Origin of the sequence: Martinezella paranaensis, from assembly GCF_014200235.1 — a bacterium.
GTDB lineage: Bacteria > Pseudomonadota > Alphaproteobacteria > Rhizobiales > Rhizobiaceae > Rhizobium > Rhizobium paranaense.
The window spans coordinates 318,932-334,456 of sequence record NZ_JACHBI010000005.1; the positions used below are offsets into that span (position 1 = coordinate 318,932).

Consider the following 15,525-nt stretch of genomic DNA (forward strand, 5'->3'; position numbering starts at 1 on the left):
GAAAGTGCAGATTTCATCGCGACCTGTGAGCGCGTATTGCGCCCAAATCAGTTTCAATGCCTGCGCACCACAGCCCTGGGAGGTGCGGCTTGTGGCTGGGCAAAATATCTCTCCGCATCGGCATCATTGATGTCGGGTCTGACATCTTCGAGCGTCTGCAGAACTTTCGCGCGGAGCCACGCATCGTGGGCATCACTGCTAATGACAAAGTCGAGTGGCAGAGCCCCCTCATTCGCCGTGCGGGTCAGCAGGATACGGATGGCATCCGATACCGTTAAACCCGCGCCTTCAAGAACGGCCGTCGCGCGTTCCATGATTTCGGCGTCGATTCGCATCTGAACCAATGCATTCCGTGCCATTTCAGCCTCCTTTGGCTGCGGGACAATATAATGCCTACGAAAGACATCTCCCAGTGGCCGAACATGCATTCAAAAAGTCGGCGCATGCACTGTCACTGGTTCCGTAGTAGCAACACGTTGCTGCGTTTCCACCGCCGGCGGGGGAAATTGTCCCTCGAACAGGCGCTGGATGGCGGCAGTGCTCCGGTCGTTGCGCGGCAGGACCAGTTTATGTGCCAGCAATTCCTCATCGATAATCGCCTGCATGCCTGTCGTGAAATTGCATAGGCTGAATTGAGCCGCATGCGCGCGCAGCACGTCCGGGCGGAACACATGCTCATTGTCTTCGAAATTATGCACCGCGTCGATCAGTGCCTTTTCGGATTGCTCTCCGAACAATATACCGCTGACGCCTGGAATAACCGTTTCCAGCGCGCCGCCGCTGCCGAAGGCGATGACGGGGCGGCCGCTGGCCATGGCCTCAACCGGAACGATGCCGAAATCCTCTTCGCCGGGGAAAATCAACGCGCGACAACGCGCCAGCTTCTCCTTCAGCACCGAGAACGGCGCGCGGCCGAGGAAGGTAATCGTCGGTCCGGCCAAACGTTTGAGTCTTTCCATTTCCTTGCCCTCGCCGATGATGACCAGATTGCGGTTCATCTTGGTAAAAGCCCGGACGGCGAGGTCGATCCGCTTGTAGGGAATAAGCTGGCCGGCGCAGAGGTAGAAGTCCTCGGTTGCCGCCGCCGGGGTGAAATCGTCCACGGAGACCGGCGGATAGAGCACCGTTGCCGGACGGCGGTAATATTTGCCGATACGGGCGCTGACGTGGTGGGAATTGGCGATGAAGCGATCGACGCGCAGGCTGGTATTGACGTCCCAGGACCGCAGCAGCGGCGCCAGCACCGGCAGCATCAGCCGCGAGGCGAAGCCGGCATTCGAGCGGTAGAAATGATAGTGGTCCCAGAGATAGCGCATCGGCGAGTGGCAATAGCAGACATGCGTCGCCTGCGGCGGCGGGATAATGCCCTTTGCCGGACCTGATTCGCTGGAGATGATCAGGTCGTAGCCGCTGAGATCGAAGCTTTCGAGTGCGAAGGGCATCAGCGGCAGTAGCGACTGGTAGCCTTTAATGGCGCCGGGGATGCGCTGCAGGAACGACGTCGTGACCTTGTGTCTCTTGATCTTTTCGGAAACGCGGCTCTCATCGTAGACGAGCGTGAAGATATCGGCATCCGGATACATGTCGCAGAGCGCTTCGACCACTTTCTCGCCGCCCCGCATCGACACCAGCCAATAATGAACGATCGCTACCCGCATATCCCTCTTCCTCCGCCGTTGGTCGAGACATCATTGTGCGGGCGGCGGGCAATGCGACAGAACCCACATCGGTCCTCTATCGCATCCAAATGGTTGAAGGTGATGACCAAAAGGTCTAGGCGGCCAAAAACAGTTTAAACTCAATGATATATTCGTTGCTACCCGAACGCTGAGCCCCGCCCATTCCTTCCTCAGAAGGGATTAGCCGTAACCCTACGGCAGGGGATTTACTCGAAAACCGTTCAAGGGATGATCTCAGTCCATAGCGCTGCGGCAGGTTGGCGGCGCGACCGACACGAAAACGAGATCGCGCCTCATGTTGACAGTTTCTGCTCTTCACGCACAAGCCCGCCGCAAAACACCGGGCACCGTCCTCAGCTTGTTCCTCGCTCTGGCACTTTCGGGAACCGCTTTCATCGACAAAGCCAGTGCGGCCTCGGACGATGTCTACCACATCAAGCCTCAGACGCGGATGAAGGTCGCGATCGTCGAATGGGTCGCCTCGACAGGCGAATATAAGGAATGGACGGCGCTGAACGGCGAATATGTCGTTTCTCAATCCGGAACGATTTCGATTCCGATGATCGGTGAGATGGCGGTCAACGACAAGACCACGGGCGATGTCTCCGCGGAGATCGGCGACCGGCTGAAGCAGATCACTGGTCTTGCCACCGCTCCCACGGCGTCCGTCGAAGTGGTGAAATATCCGATGATCTACGTCACCGGCTCGGTGGAGAAGCCGAGCGAGCTGGAATTCCGGCCGGGCATGACGGTCAAGCAGGCTGTCGCCATGGCCGGTGGTCGCGAACGCCGCTCCAATCCGACCGGCGAATATAACAATGCGCAACAGATCAGCTATGCCGGCGAGATCAACCGGATGGAGCTGCAATTGAAGCAGCTTGGTGCGCGGCGCGCCCGGTTGATGGCTGAGATGAACGATCAGACGACCATCGATTTTCCGCCGGAAATCAAGGCCGCACCCGAAGGTTCGGCGATCAAACAGATCATGACCAGCGAGATCGATGTGTTCAACGCCAGGGCCGAGGCGCTTCGCCAGCAGCTCCAATCTGCCGCCGAACTCGAAACCTTGCTGCGCAATGAGATCGACATCCTCGATGAGAAGATGGCGTCCCAGGACGAGCAGGTGAAGATCGCCCAGGATGAATTGCAAGACATTTCCAAGCTGGTCGACACCAAGATCCTCACCACCTCGCGCAAGACCTCTCTCGAACGCGTCGTCGCCGACATGCAGAGCGGCAAGCTCGATCTCGTCGTCGCCTCCATGCAAGCGAAGCAAAAATTGAGCGAGACCGAACGCGATGCGCTGAACCTCAAAGGGCAGCGCAAGACCGAAGCCGGGCAGCAATTGCAGGCAGCCGAAACCGAAATCGAAGACACGAAGCTGAAGCGCAACACAACGCTGCAACTGCTACAGATCGCTGGCGCTTCGCTGACTCGCTCCCAGAGCATGAAGGCGCTCGATCTCCAGCCGCTCGAATATTGGATCACCCGCGGAGGCGATGCGGGCTCTGAGGTGCCGGAAACGGCAGAGCTGCAGCCGGGCGATGTGCTGGATGTTCGCTACAACGTTTCCAGCAGCCTGGACGGCGAGATGCTGTCCTCTGTCGATCCCACGCAATCCCAATAACCACCAGCGAAGCAAGGTCGGGCGGATATATCATGGCAGTTCACGAGATTGGTAAAAGCGTACCCGGAGCTCAATCCGAGGCCAAGCGATCAAATGGAAGCGAATATATCTCCTTTCGCGATATTTGGCGGTTCCTGCAGCGGCATATGCTGATCTTCATCGCCTTCACGGCATTGGGGCTCGGCATTGGCGGGTTCTACGTGACGACCACGAAGCCGACCTATCTGGCAACGACGCGTCTGGTGATGGATCCGGAACAAGGGCGTATTGCATCCCAGGATGCCTTCAGCGGCACGGTCATCATCGAGGCCGCCGAGATCGCCAGCCAGGTTGAGATCGTCAAATCGGAGGCGATCGCCCGCGCGGTGATCGAGAAGCTCAATCTCAGCGAGGACCCGGAAATTGTCGGAGGGGTGTCCTGGCAGGGTGCTTTGCGTGACAAACTGCATAGCATTAGTGCCTATTTCACCCACAGCCACGACGACGACGACGTAAAGCCCGCCCCGACCGAGGACGATCTGATGCGCCGTACCATGGCGTCTTTTCTCTCCAGGGTCTCGGTCAACCGTGTCGGTCAATCCTACATTCTGGAAATCGGCTATAGCTCTACTGATCCGCGCAAGGCGGCACTAGCCGCCAACGCGATCGCCGCCGCCTATATCCGCACGGGGCTCTCCGAGCGCGCCTCGGCCGCACAGAGCGGCGCGAAATGGCTGGAGACGCGCCTGATCGAAGTGGGACGGCAGGCCCGCGAAGCCGCAATGAGCGTCGAAGAATTTCGCGCCAAGAACGGCATCATGGAGATCAGCACCTCCTCCTCGCTCGACCAGCAGCAATTGTCCGAAATCAGCAGCCAGGCACTGGCCGCCCGAGCGCAGACGGCCGCTGAATCCGCCAAGCTTGCGACCCTCAACCGGTTGATGGCCGGCGAGAAGGTCGAGGGCGATGTCGACGAAACGATCAACAATCCGCGTATACAGAAACTGCAGGAAGATCTCGGCGCCGCGACGACCAAGCTCAACAACCTGAGCAGCCGGTATGATGCCGGCAACCCGGCAATCACGGCCGCTCAGGATGAGATCGATCGGCTGAAGGGCGAGATGCAGAAGGAGTTTGCCCGTATCCAAGCGGTCTATCGCTCCAATCTGGAAGTGGCGCAAACCCGGGAGAAATTGCTGAACGACGAGCTGGCGTCGCTGACAGAAACCGGGACAGACAAAAACCTGGCGCGTGTCGAGCTCTCCGAAATGGAGAGCCGCGCAACGACCTACCGCCGCATGTATGAAAGCATCCTGCAGCAGTTGATCGGCGCGCTGCAGAAGGAATCCTTCCCGCTCGGCAACGCCCGCATCGTCACTGCTGCCGCCGTGCCGCTGACGAAGAATTGGCCGAAATCCTCAATCGTCGTTCCCTTCTCAGCCATGCTCGGCCTTGCCTTGGGACTTGGGATGGCGCTGCTGCGTGACGGCATGGATCGGCGCGTCAGCTCCAGCGAAAAGCTGCGGCGCGAACTCGGCATCACCTCGCTCGGCCATGTGCCCGTCTATGCCGGTCCGTCCTTCGTGCCCGGCCATATCGTGGGCGGAGGCGCGACATGGCGACGAACTATGTCACCGCTCCGATCTGTGCTCGACACGCCCTATTCGCAATTCTCCGAAGCTTTGCGCGGGGTAAAACATTCGGTCGACTCCGCCTTCCCGCCGAATGCTCCGATGGTGATCGGCATCACTTCGGTCGGCACTGGCGAAGGCAAGACGACGATCGCGACCAATCTCGCCCAGCTCTATCAAAACGAGGGCGCGTCCGTGGTGCTGGTCGACGCCGATTTCCTCAATGCCCGCCTCAGCGGCGTGGCAATGGAATCGGGCACGGATTTCGGCATGGAACTGCTGCGCATGACCGAAGTGCCGCGACGCTATTCCGTCGCGCATGAAAACGGCCTGTCCATCGCAACGATCGACCATGATCCGGAGACCGACAGACTGGCATCGCAGTCCTACGGTGCCGGCATTCCCGTCGTCACCGTCGACGAAACGGAGAAATCCGTCACCGCATTCCAGCGCTATGGCCATCTGCCGGCACTCAAGGCGGAAATCGATCTGCTGCGCCGGCGCTATAAGGTGGTCATCGTCGACATGTCGGCCTTTGAAGATTCCGCCGACACACGCGTCATCTGCAGCTATCTCGAAGGCATCGTCGTCGTTGTCGGCCATACCAATAAGATGACCGTGGAGCGGCTGTCCGACGCGCTTGCAAGCTTCGGCACGACGCCGATCAATATCCTCGGCATCATCGCCAACCGCAGCAGCGAAAAGCGCCGCCATGGCGAGCGCCGTCACTGGTGGCGCAAGCCGCAGGTTCGTGAAACCCGCTTTTCCGCCAAGCGGCTCGAAGGGCGTCCGCCTGGCCGTCCGCTCAAGCTGGTCGTCGGCATCGCCAGTGCCGGCCGGCGGGACATCCTGTCCTCGATCCTTCCGCATATTGCTCGCCAAACCCGCAAGCCGGACGAGGTGGTCGTCTGCCTCGCCTCGCCGGAGGACATCGATCCGAGCTGCCTGCGCGATCTCGATTTTCCGGTGCGCGTGCTGATTTCCGAACGCGGACTCTGCCGCCAGCGCAACCGCATCCTCGACAACATCCCGGATGCGGATGCCATCCTCTTCGTCGATGATGATTTCCTCATGACGCCGAATTATCTCGAGGAGACGGAACGGCTGTTCCAATTCCATCCCGACATCGTCATGTGCACCGGCACGGTGCTCGCCGACGGGATTGGCGGCCCTGGCATCTCCGTCCGCGACGGGCTGCGAATGGTCGAATCGAAAGGCCGCCGGCGGTCGGAAGCGACGGCACAGTTCCAATCGGTCTATAACGCCTATGGCTGCAACATGGCCGTCCGCACCACGATCATCAAAGCCGGCAATCTGCGCTTCGATGAAAACCTGCCCTTCTATGGCTGGCTCGAGGATGTGGATTTCAGCCGGATCGTCGCCCGCTACGGCCAGGTGGTCAGCGCCAAGCAGTTGGAAGGCGTGCATCTCGGCACGAAGGTTGGCCGCTCGGCCGGTGTCCGGCTTGGCTACTCGCAGATCGCCAATCCCATCTATCTCATGCGCAAGCGGACTATGAGCGTCCGTCACGCGTCGCTCCAGATCAGTCGCAACCTGATCGCCAACTTCGTCAAGTCCTGGCGGCCCGAGTCGTGGGTCGACCGCAAGGGCCGGCTGAAGGGCAATGCAATGGCCTGTGTCGATCTCTTGAAGGGCAGGCTCGCTCCGCAAAACGTTGAGACGCTGGAGTAATCTCGTGAACCCATCTCGTCCCGATCGGGTCGTCATCATCAACGATCGCTCCGTCAAGGTTGGCGGAGCATCGAACCTGGCGATCCTTTCTGCCGATCTTTTGCAACGCGCTGGAATTCCAGTCACTTATTTCGCCGGCGATGCCGCCGGCGACGATCCGCCAGCGTACGACACCATCAATCTCGCTGGTCTGCCGCTGACGCAACAGGGCCGTATCAGCGCCCTCACCGGCGGGCTTTACAGCAAGAGCGCCTATACCGCGCTACAGGATCTCATTGCCCGAAAGGACACGGCAGCCACGATCTACCATGTGCATGGATGGTCGAAGATCCTGTCACCGTCGATCTTTCGAGCGCTTTGGCCCGTGCGCGAGCGCGTCGTGCTGCATGCCCATGACTATTTCCTATCCTGCCCCAACGGCGGCTTTGCGAATTATCGAAAGAACGATGTGTGTCGTCTCACACCGATGTCGATGCAGTGCCTGACGACGCAGTGCGATAAGCGCGGCTATCACGAGAAGGTCTGGCGATCGGCGCGGCATGTGCTGCGCGAACATTTTTACCCGACCCGGCAAACGCCGGCCAATATCGTCATCGTGCACCAGCGCATGCGCGACTATTTCGACCGCAGCGGTATCGAAACAAACAATATCGAAATCATCCGCAATCCGGTTGAGCCCTTTCTAAAGCAGCCGATGAGTCCGTGGAATAAGCGCGACTTCTTCTTCGTCGGTCGGCTGGAGCCGGAAAAGGGATTCGAGGACGCCGCCATGGCGGCGCGGCTTGCCGGTATAAGCCTCCACGTCATCGGCGATGGCGCCGGCCGCGCGCTGCTAGAGCGCGACTACCCCGAGGTGGTCATCCACGGCTGGAAATCCAAGGAGGAGATGCGCGGCATCATCGGCAACGCCCGCGCGCTCGTCGTTTCCTCGCGTGTACCGGAACCTTTCGGGCTCGCGGCGCTGGAGGCGGTCACCAGCGGCATTCCGGTCATCCTCCCCGACGCGGCGCTTCTCGGCGACGAGATCGCCGAGCTTGGCTGCGGACTGACCTTTCAGAGCGGCAAGGTGGAAACGCTTGCTGGTGCGATGCGCCGGTTTGCGAGCGACAACATGCTGATCCGCCTGATGAGCGTCAACTGCATGCGCAGGTCTAGTGGTCTCGCCCATACGCCGGCTTCCTGGCGGGATGCGCTGATCACTCTCTACGATCGCATTCTCGAGCGTACGACAGCCTCCCTCGCCGTCGCAGATGATTATCCGGAAGCTGCTGAACAATCACCAATCGGGTAGTTGAGTAGACGAATTACCCGCTGACCTAGCCGTGCTTTCCCGGCTTTACGTCAATGGGACTAGGGCAATACCCGCAGGGTCAATTGTCAAGTTTGAGTGCAACTGGCAGCTTTGTCGAAGGGTTCGGAATGTCGAGAGGTTCCAAGAGATGCTGTCGGCTTTTGATGGCTTTGCTCATGATGAGCAATCGCTTCATGATTTGAAACAGACAGCTAGGCGCAGCCGCGCCAAGCGTGCCGTCGATATAGTGCTTTCGGTCGTGGGGTTGCTGTTTCTTGCTCCCGCGCTTCTTGTCATCGCCATCGCTCTGCTGTTGGTCGATGGCCGCCCCATCATCTACCGCCACACCCGCATCGGCCGAGAGGGCCGCACGTTCCAGTGCTTGAAATTCCGCTCCATGCGCAAGGATGCCGACAGGCGCCTGGCCGAACTGCTGGAGCGCGAGCCGGAGCGGAAGAGGGAATGGCTGGCCACTCAGAAGCTGATGAACGATCCGCGCGTGCACTGGCTTGGCAAATATCTGCGCATGAGCAGCGCCGATGAACTGCCGCAGCTCCTGAACGTGCTGCGCGGAGAGATGAGCCTGGTCGGGCCGCGCCCGGTGGTGGCCGCGGAACTCGAGCGCTACGGATCGCAACTCTACTGCTATCTGGCGCTGCAGCCCGGCATCACCGGCCTATGGCAGGTCAATCGCTGCGCCGACACCTCCTACGAGGAGCGCGTACAGTTCGATGTCGATTACTACCACACATGCTCATTCTGGACGGACGCCAACATTCTCTGGAAGACCGTCGGCGTCGTGCTGCTTGCCCGCAATGAAAAGGAACGACTCACCAAATGAAGAAGATGGCGACCGCAGCCCAGACAGCGAGACAAAACAATATCAGCAGCCAACGGAGCACGAATTTCCGGCGCGGAAAGCGCCCTTGCCCGGCTGTGGTGCGATCGGGATCGACGTCCTTCATAACCTGTTCTGCATGTTGTCTCATGACAGTTTACGAAAAACCCTCTGTTGGGCGGATACCAACCAAAAACATCCTTTTAGGCCCGGGCCGCAACTTACGCAACGTTAGGCCGTTCAACGCCAATTTGCTTGGTTTTTGGAGCGTTCCCCTTGGCGCAAGATTGTGTTCCGAATGGGAACAATACATGATTTATCTTAAGAAAATCTGGTTTTTCTTAAAGAAGTCCACTCAATATTGTGGGGTTGAGGCGGATTGGCTGTGGAAAAACCTGGGGTTTTCAACATCCTTTCGTCCGATTCAGGCGGTGCGGTGATGGACGCATTTCCCCTTCCCCCCTCACCTAAGGGCCGATTCGGCTTGCCGCGATGGCTCCGTCTGCGTTTGCCTTCCGTTATCGGCGATGGCGCCTCGACCTTGGGTTCGAAAATCGTCTCCCAGGTCGTGCAGCTCGTCGTTTTCCTCGTCGCAGCTCGCGTGCTGGAGTCGGCCGAATTCGGCCTCTATGCCTATAGCTCCGCCATCGTGATCCTGCTCGTCGTCGTTGCCGAGGGCGGATGGGGCGAGTTCATCATGAAAACGGAGTGCACACGGGACGAGCTCGACCAGGTCGGCACGATCTCGATCATCTCCGGGATCCTGATAACAGTCGTCGGCCTGTCGATTTCCGCGGTCGTCTGGCTTGTCTTCCATCAGCCCTGGGAAGGCATGCTGCTTTGCCTCTTCAGTTGCTGGTTTCTGCCCTCATCGCTTTCGGTCGTCTATGATGGGCTGCTGGTCGCAAGGGGGCAGTTGCGCAAGCAGGCGGCTATCCGTATTGCATCCGAGCTCACCGGCCTGGGCGTGACCATGCTCGGCCTGTGGATCGGCTGGAATATCTTCTCGCTCGTGGCGGGACGGCTTGCAACATTGCTCGTCGGCGTGTTCGCCTCCGCCATCGTCGCGCGGTGGTATCCAAAACTACGCCTGACCGTGCCGTTCGCGCGCGAAATCCTCGAATTCTCGCGCCATATTCTGGCAAACCGGCTTATCATCTTCCTGCGTTCCTATTCCGGTACGCTGGCGATCGGCAGCTTTCTCGGCCTTGCCGAAGCCGGCTACTACCGCGTCGCCGAGCGGATCATCGCCGCCTTCTCCGAGCTTATCGGCGAGCCGGCGCGCATGCTTGCCTGGACGCTGTTTCGCCGGGCGGCCACTAAGATCGATGCCAACGGTAAAACGATTCGCGATGTCGGTGCCTCCGCGACCACCTTCATGACCCTGCTGATGGCGATCTCGGCGCCGATCTATCTTGGCCTGTCACTGATCTCATCCGGCCTGATCGACGTGGTGCTCGGCAACAAATGGGCGCCAGCGGCAATTCTCGTGACGATCCTGTCGGCCAAGCAGGTGCTGCTGACGCCCGGCTATGTCACCGAGCCACTGCTGTCTCTGTCCGGCAATATCAGGCATATGCCTGCCGCGCTCCTGCTCAACGGCGCTATCTCAGTCGGCCTGATCGTCCTCCTAGCACCCTTCGGCGTCGAGGCGGCGGCTTGGGGCCAATGCCTGGCGTCGCTGATTTCCTTTGCGATATCTATGCATCTGCAGCGCAACTATGGCGGCCTCGCGTGGCGGCGGGTGATCAGCGACTGCGCCTATGTCGCCGTCGCCATCGCAGCCATGGCAGCGACGGTCTATTCGCTCGGTTATCTCGCCGAAGCGTCCGCGCTACGGCATCTGGTGACGCTGGCGATACAGGTCGTCTCCGGCGGAGCGGCCTACGTTCTCACCCTCGCGATCCTTGAGAAGGTGATGGGCATCCCCATCCCGATCTTTGCGATCGTCCGGCGATAGGCCTGGGAATTTTCAAAACGAGAAAGGCCGTTCGAGGCCGGATGAGGAAATGATAATGGCGACCGCATCCTTGTCAGAGAACACGCGCTCATTCCTCGGCGGCGCGGTTCGCAGCCTTGGCCGGTCTTTGTCACCGCTGCGCGCCGCCGGCGGACGCTTGCGTTATCTTTCGCCTTTTCCGCGGCGATTTACCGGAGCTTACAGCTCCTACGAGGCCGCCTTCGCTGTCGCCAAGACCATGCCGATGGCCGGCTACGACCACGAGGAAATCGCCACCGTCGCCTTTAACAAAATGTGCCAGGTCTTCCCATGGGACTATCCGGTGCTGTTTTGGATGCGCAACGTGATGCAGGAGGTTGACGGCGTGATCGATGCCGGCGGCCATATGGGAACGAAATACCGAGCTTTCCGCCCGTTGCTCCCGATCGACGAATCCTTCCGCTGGGTCGTCTACGACCTTCCCTCCATCATCCGCGTCGGCCGACGTTTGGCGGAGCGCGATGGCCTCACCAGCCTCAGTTTCGTCGACCGGATCGAGGATGCCGGTCGCATTCCGCTTTTCCTGGGGTCGGGCTTGATGCAATATCTGGATGTGCCGCTCTCCAGCCTGCTGCAGCGCCTGCCGGCTTTGCCCCGGCATCTGATCCTCAACAAGGTCGCCTTCCACAAGAGGGGCCCGGTTGTGACGCTGGAACGGATAAGCGGCACGTATGTCCCTTATCAGATGCGCGACGAGACCACTTTCCTGAGCGATGTGACGCAGCTCGGTTACACGCAGGTCGACCGCTGGGCGATCCCGTCTCTGTCTCACCTCATCGACACTCATCCGGAATTGGGACGAAGCGAAAGCGCCGGTTTCTATTTCCGCCTCGGCTAACGATATTCCCGAAACAAGTGGCATGCTTTCGTCAGGCCTCGTCGTCGAGGCCGCCGCCAACAATCGCGATATCGGCATGCAGCAGCGTGTCGCCCGGGGCGAATTTGAAGCCGCGAATCACTTCTTAGGATTTTCTCACAATTCCTTGTTTTTCTATCGTAATATCGACTTCACAGATCATCGTCCAATCGGCATAGACGCGTATCTCAGCTACCGATTTTGGATAGGTCGTTCGGCCGTGCATCAAGCCATTCTGGCCGGAAAGCCATGCTGAAAATGCCGTGAGCGGGCGCTAGTCTCAAAGACGAGAACCGCTGATTTTATCGGGAGCGAAAGATATGGCTAAGGTCGGATTGCGGGAATGGATGGCGCTAGCGCCGGTGTTTGCCTCGGGGAAATTAGCACGCTACGGCGATGATACCGGTGGCCCATTGCTGCGATTCGAGGCGGATTTCTGCGCCAAGTTCGGCGTACAGCATGCGCTGACGATGAGCAGCGGCACCGGGGCGCTGATTTCAGCGCTGGTCGCAGCCGGCATCGGTCCTGGCGACGAAGTGCTGGTGCCGGCCTATACCTGGATCGCCACCGCCGGCGCGCCTTTGGCCGCTGGCGCCGTGCCGGTCCTGGTCGACATCGATCAGACACTGACAATGGACCCGGCCGATATCGTCCGGAAAATCACCCCGCAGACGAAGGCGATCATCCCGGTGCACATGTCGAACATGGTCTGCGACATGGACAGCATCATGGAGATCGCCCGCGAGTACGGTCTCATCGTCATCGAAGATGCCTGCCAGGCCGTCGGGCTGACCTACAAGGACAAGCGGACGGGCACGATCGGCGATCTCGGCGCCTACAGCTTCAACCAGTTCAAGAACATGAACATCGGCGAAGGTGGCGCTGTCGTCACCAACGATCCGCAGCTTTTCGCCCGGGCGCGCATGTATCACGACATTGGTTCGCTGTTTCGCGGCCATCTCGACAATGCCAACGAACCACCGATGCTCGGCGTGAATTTCAAGGCGAGCCAAATCCAAGGCGCCATGCTGAACGTGCAGCTCAAGCGGCTTGATCCGATGATTGCGCGCATGCGCAAGCGCTACGATTTGATGACAGAGATCCTGTCGAAGAGCGACAGAATGCGCATCGGTCCGCATAATGATGTCGCCAATGCCGCCGGCCTGCATGTCATCTTCGAAACGCCTGACGATGCCAGGCAGTTTGCCGAGGAGAACAAGCGTGGCGTCTATCGGCTCTATGATTCCAGCCGCCATGTCTACACCAATTGGCAGCCGGTGCTGCAGCAGCGCAGCGGCCATCCGGCGATGAACCCTTACAACTGGACCGATCGGAAGATCGAATATACGCCTGATATGTGCACGCAGACCTTGGATATTCTGAAGCGCACCTGCCGTATCAGTCTCGGCGAGAACTATCCGGCGGCGCTGATGGCCTATCTGGCACGGCGTATGGTTCGCCAAGGCCCGACCGCCAGCGGCAAGCTCTCCTATGCAACAACCTAGTTTCGAAGTCATTGGCCCTGACCTCATAGACGTCTGGACCTGGAGCCTCGATGCGCCGTCGTCCTCACTCGATGAGTTCGCCGCGCTGCTATCCGCTGAAGAGCTGGCAAGAGCTGCGCGCTTCGTGCGCGAGCGCGACAGACACAGGTTCATCGTCGGAAGAGGACGGCTGCGGTCCATCCTGGGGCGCTATCTGGACCTGTCTCCACAAAAGGTGACCTTCACCTACAACGACCACGGCAAGCCCTCCGTCGCCCTTCCTGATGGCGCGCCGATCCACTTCAATCTCAGCCACAGCGCCGATCTTGCGGCGCTCGCCGTCTCGGACCGCTACGAACTCGGTATCGATATTGAGGAAATCCGCTTCCTCAAGGAAGATATCGCCGGCCGTTTCTTTTCCCGCAAGGAGTGTCTGACCCTGCAGGCGTTGCCGCCGGAGGCCTATCTCGACGGTTTCTATCGCTGCTGGACGCGCAAGGAGGCCTTCGTCAAGGCGCATGGCGAGGGACTCTCGCTGCCGCTCGACAGTTTCGATGTAACCTTCGACTGGTCAAGCGAACCAAGGCTGGAGCGCCTGGATGGCGATCCCGACGCGCCTTTCAACTGGCGAATTCTGGAACTCGAAACACCGGTCACGTTTGCCGGCGCGGTGCTCGCCTTGACAAAGGGTCGCCCTGTCGGCCTGCGCTATCGTAGCGATGAGGGTGAGACGGCCATAGCACATCGCGATCTCCGGATTCGCTCCGCGCCCTTTAGCCCCTGATTTTGCGCATGTCGCCATCACAAAACCGCCCCGCACTTTTGCGCGGCGGTCTTTAAATGCTCAATCTTGCATCCATGACATAGCGTCCGCCCGCTGCGTCGAAATGATGGCAGCCGAGAAGTCCGGTCTTGAAGTCAGGCGTGATCGTGCGGATGCAGCGTTCCTTATAATCGTCCAGCGTGAGCTCCTCGATTTCCATGATGTTCAGCCCGTAGCCATAGATTCCATGGGCATTTCGCTGCGATGGCCTGTAGATCTTGCCGTCACGCTCGAAGATGCGCCCGGCATTGCGGGCCACGGTGCTGCCGATGACGACAGGGTTGCGCTTGTGCGGCACAACGCGCTTCAGCTCCGGGCCGTCGACCTCGAAGATGTAGAGTTCACTGCAATGATCCTCGTAGGCGTGGTGATCCGAGAGATTGGTGAAGAGCCACCATTTGCCGTCGTGACGCATCAGAATGCTGTCGGCGGCCGATTGGCCCTCGAGGGCGGTCGAATAAAGCTCCCATTTCAATGGAAATTCGGTACAGCGCCAGACCTCGAGCCGCCCCGACTGATGCGTCTCCGGCATCATGAAGATATCGTCGCCTTCGCGGAATACGAATGGATAGGAGAGATGGTGCGGACGGTCGAGTGCCACGCCGATCCGCTCCACCTTGTCGCCGTTGAAGCGGCCGACAGCGATATGCGCCTTTCGGTCGCCATCGGCATAGGCCTCGTAGAACAGATAGCATTCGCCATCGTGCTGGAAGAGGAATGGATCGGCCTTGATGTCGCCCTTGGTCGGCGGAATCTCAATCGCCTGGGTAGGATCGAAATCATCGATCCGCCCGCGGCCGGTGTAGAGCGTCCAGATGGACGATCCGAAGCGTAGCTTTGTTTTCAAGGCTTTGAGCGTTTTTGCTGAGAGATAGCCTGATAGCGCGCCGGCGTAGCGGAGGAGATCGCCGGATGATGGGGCAGACGTAGGTCCTAGGCGCGCCACCGAGGAGCCGAGCTTGCGGGTATCTGCGAGACGCGCGACTTCGCGCATCAGAAGCGTCACGCCCCGCTCCCGGACAAAAGCGGCATTGCGGGCCGCACTGAACTTGATGTTGAACGAGGAGTTGGCGATTTCGGCGACGGGCATTTCACCGCCACGCTTGGCATAAAGCATCAGCTCCGTTGTCGGTGCCTTGGCGATGACGCTGCCATAGCTGAACCAATCGACATGTTCCGATCGCTGATCGGAGAAGTTGAAGGCCCATTCGCCGAACGGCAGTGCCCGTATCGCATCGTCGGGCAATCCCTCCGGGGTGGTGCGTATGACCAGATCAAGGTCGAGACGCTTGAGTAATGCGCTTGCGACACTGCCATCAGTGGCATTGCGGCCGTTGATCGCTTCGAGATAATCGACACGCTGCCGGCCGACATCGAAATGCTTCGGAGTATAGGCAGGCTGCCGGGCCAGGAATTTGCCTTCCAGCCGGGCTCCCAGAGCAAATAACGACGACGTCTTCCGGTTGCCGAAAGCGCTGGGATGAACGAGCAGCGTAACGAGCTCGAAGCGCGGGTCAGCGAGGATCCGGTCGAAGACCATCAGCTCCCAATTCTCAAAGCCATCCTTGTGCCCGGCAAGAATGCCGATCCTCAAAGGCCTGGTCATATCCATGATCGCGTTTCCTG

At 59.6% G+C, this 15,525-nt stretch carries 13 protein-coding genes; 10 read left to right on the forward strand and 3 right to left on the reverse strand.

Annotated elements, in window-relative coordinates; genetic code table 11:
• Positions 1–53: 53 nt before the first annotated feature.
• Together GGD50_RS15180 and GGD50_RS15185 are read right to left on the reverse strand one after the other, a co-directional pair.
• Positions 54–359 (reverse strand): type II toxin-antitoxin system RelB/DinJ family antitoxin, encoded by a 306-nt coding sequence (locus GGD50_RS15180; RefSeq protein WP_183938172.1) that lies wholly within the window; start codon positions 357–359, stop codon positions 54–56.
• A gap of 69 nt (positions 360–428) precedes the next feature.
• Complete coding sequence (locus GGD50_RS15185) at positions 429–1,658, reverse strand: glycosyltransferase (RefSeq protein ID WP_183938173.1); 1,230 nt, start codon at positions 1,656–1,658, stop codon at positions 429–431.
• A 316-nt stretch (positions 1,659–1,974) separates the two neighbouring features.
• Here GGD50_RS15185 and GGD50_RS15190 point away from each other — a divergent pair, with 316 nt between their 5' ends.
• The 10 genes from GGD50_RS15190 to GGD50_RS15235 all read left to right on the forward strand — a co-directional run bounded on the left by GGD50_RS15190 (position 1,975) and on the right by GGD50_RS15235 (position 13,860).
• Complete coding sequence (locus GGD50_RS15190) at positions 1,975–3,306, forward strand: polysaccharide biosynthesis/export family protein (RefSeq protein ID WP_183938174.1); 1,332 nt, start codon at positions 1,975–1,977, stop codon at positions 3,304–3,306.
• Between the two features lie 32 nt (positions 3,307–3,338).
• Positions 3,339–6,608: a nucleotide-binding protein gene (locus GGD50_RS15195; protein WP_246451206.1), complete on the forward strand. Its 3,270-nt coding sequence runs from the start codon at positions 3,339–3,341 to the stop codon at positions 6,606–6,608.
• A gap of 4 nt (positions 6,609–6,612) precedes the next feature.
• Positions 6,613–7,899, forward strand: coding sequence for a glycosyltransferase (locus GGD50_RS33350; RefSeq protein ID WP_183938175.1), 1,287 nt, complete (start codon positions 6,613–6,615; stop codon positions 7,897–7,899).
• Positions 7,900–8,047: 148 nt separating this feature from the next.
• Entirely contained in the window at positions 8,048–8,740 is a 693-nt protein-coding gene (locus GGD50_RS15205; RefSeq protein ID WP_183938176.1) for a sugar transferase, read from the forward strand.
• A 146-nt stretch (positions 8,741–8,886) separates the two neighbouring features.
• Positions 8,887–9,177, forward strand: coding sequence for a hypothetical protein (locus GGD50_RS15210; protein ID WP_183938177.1), 291 nt, complete (start codon positions 8,887–8,889; stop codon positions 9,175–9,177).
• A 101-nt stretch (positions 9,178–9,278) separates the two neighbouring features.
• A complete protein-coding gene (locus tag GGD50_RS15215; protein WP_183938178.1) occupies positions 9,279–10,697 on the forward strand; it encodes an oligosaccharide flippase family protein in 1,419 nt (472 codons plus the stop codon).
• A 55-nt stretch (positions 10,698–10,752) separates the two neighbouring features.
• A complete protein-coding gene (locus GGD50_RS15220; RefSeq protein ID WP_183938179.1) occupies positions 10,753–11,574 on the forward strand; it encodes a methyltransferase, TIGR04325 family in 822 nt (273 codons plus the stop codon).
• Between the two features lie 22 nt (positions 11,575–11,596).
• The gene (locus GGD50_RS15225) at positions 11,597–11,848 is read left to right on the forward strand and encodes a hypothetical protein (protein ID WP_183938180.1); all 252 of its coding nucleotides are present in this window, start codon (positions 11,597–11,599) and stop codon (positions 11,846–11,848) included.
• 64 nt (positions 11,849–11,912) lie between these two features.
• Positions 11,913–13,097, forward strand: coding sequence for a DegT/DnrJ/EryC1/StrS family aminotransferase (locus GGD50_RS15230; protein ID WP_183938181.1), 1,185 nt, complete (start codon positions 11,913–11,915; stop codon positions 13,095–13,097).
• Entirely contained in the window at positions 13,084–13,860 is a 777-nt protein-coding gene (locus GGD50_RS15235) for a 4'-phosphopantetheinyl transferase family protein (RefSeq protein WP_183938182.1), read from the forward strand. The genes GGD50_RS15230 and GGD50_RS15235 overlap by 14 nt, the downstream gene beginning before the upstream one ends.
• Before the next feature lie 52 nt (positions 13,861–13,912).
• Here the strand turns inward: GGD50_RS15235 and GGD50_RS15240 are convergent, their stop codons facing one another.
• Entirely contained in the window at positions 13,913–15,511 is a 1,599-nt protein-coding gene (locus tag GGD50_RS15240) for a glucosamine inositolphosphorylceramide transferase family protein (RefSeq protein ID WP_183938183.1), read from the reverse strand.
• Positions 15,512–15,525: the final 14 nt, after the last annotated feature.

What these genes read in the sequence shown, in the direction of transcription:
- GGD50_RS15180 (WP_183938172.1), bottom strand. Translation starts at nt 359, where the DNA reads ATGGCACGGAATGCATTGGTTCAGATGCGAATCGACGCCGAAATCATG.
- GGD50_RS15185 (WP_183938173.1), bottom strand. Translation starts at nt 1,658, where the DNA reads ATGCGGGTAGCGATCGTTCATTATTGGCTGGTGTCGATGCGGGGCGGC.
- GGD50_RS15190 (WP_183938174.1), top strand. Translation starts at nt 1,975, where the DNA reads ATGTTGACAGTTTCTGCTCTTCACGCACAAGCCCGCCGCAAAACACCG.
- GGD50_RS15195 (WP_246451206.1), top strand. Translation starts at nt 3,339, where the DNA reads ATGGCAGTTCACGAGATTGGTAAAAGCGTACCCGGAGCTCAATCCGAG.
- GGD50_RS15205 (WP_183938176.1), top strand. Translation starts at nt 8,048, where the DNA reads ATGCTGTCGGCTTTTGATGGCTTTGCTCATGATGAGCAATCGCTTCAT.
- GGD50_RS15210 (WP_183938177.1), top strand. Translation starts at nt 8,887, where the DNA reads ATGACAGTTTACGAAAAACCCTCTGTTGGGCGGATACCAACCAAAAAC.
- GGD50_RS15220 (WP_183938179.1), top strand. Translation starts at nt 10,753, where the DNA reads ATGGCGACCGCATCCTTGTCAGAGAACACGCGCTCATTCCTCGGCGGC.
- GGD50_RS15225 (WP_183938180.1), top strand. Translation starts at nt 11,597, where the DNA reads ATGCTTTCGTCAGGCCTCGTCGTCGAGGCCGCCGCCAACAATCGCGAT.
- GGD50_RS15230 (WP_183938181.1), top strand. Translation starts at nt 11,913, where the DNA reads ATGGCTAAGGTCGGATTGCGGGAATGGATGGCGCTAGCGCCGGTGTTT.
- GGD50_RS15235 (WP_183938182.1), top strand. Translation starts at nt 13,084, where the DNA reads ATGCAACAACCTAGTTTCGAAGTCATTGGCCCTGACCTCATAGACGTC.
- GGD50_RS15240 (WP_183938183.1), bottom strand. Translation starts at nt 15,511, where the DNA reads ATGGATATGACCAGGCCTTTGAGGATCGGCATTCTTGCCGGGCACAAG.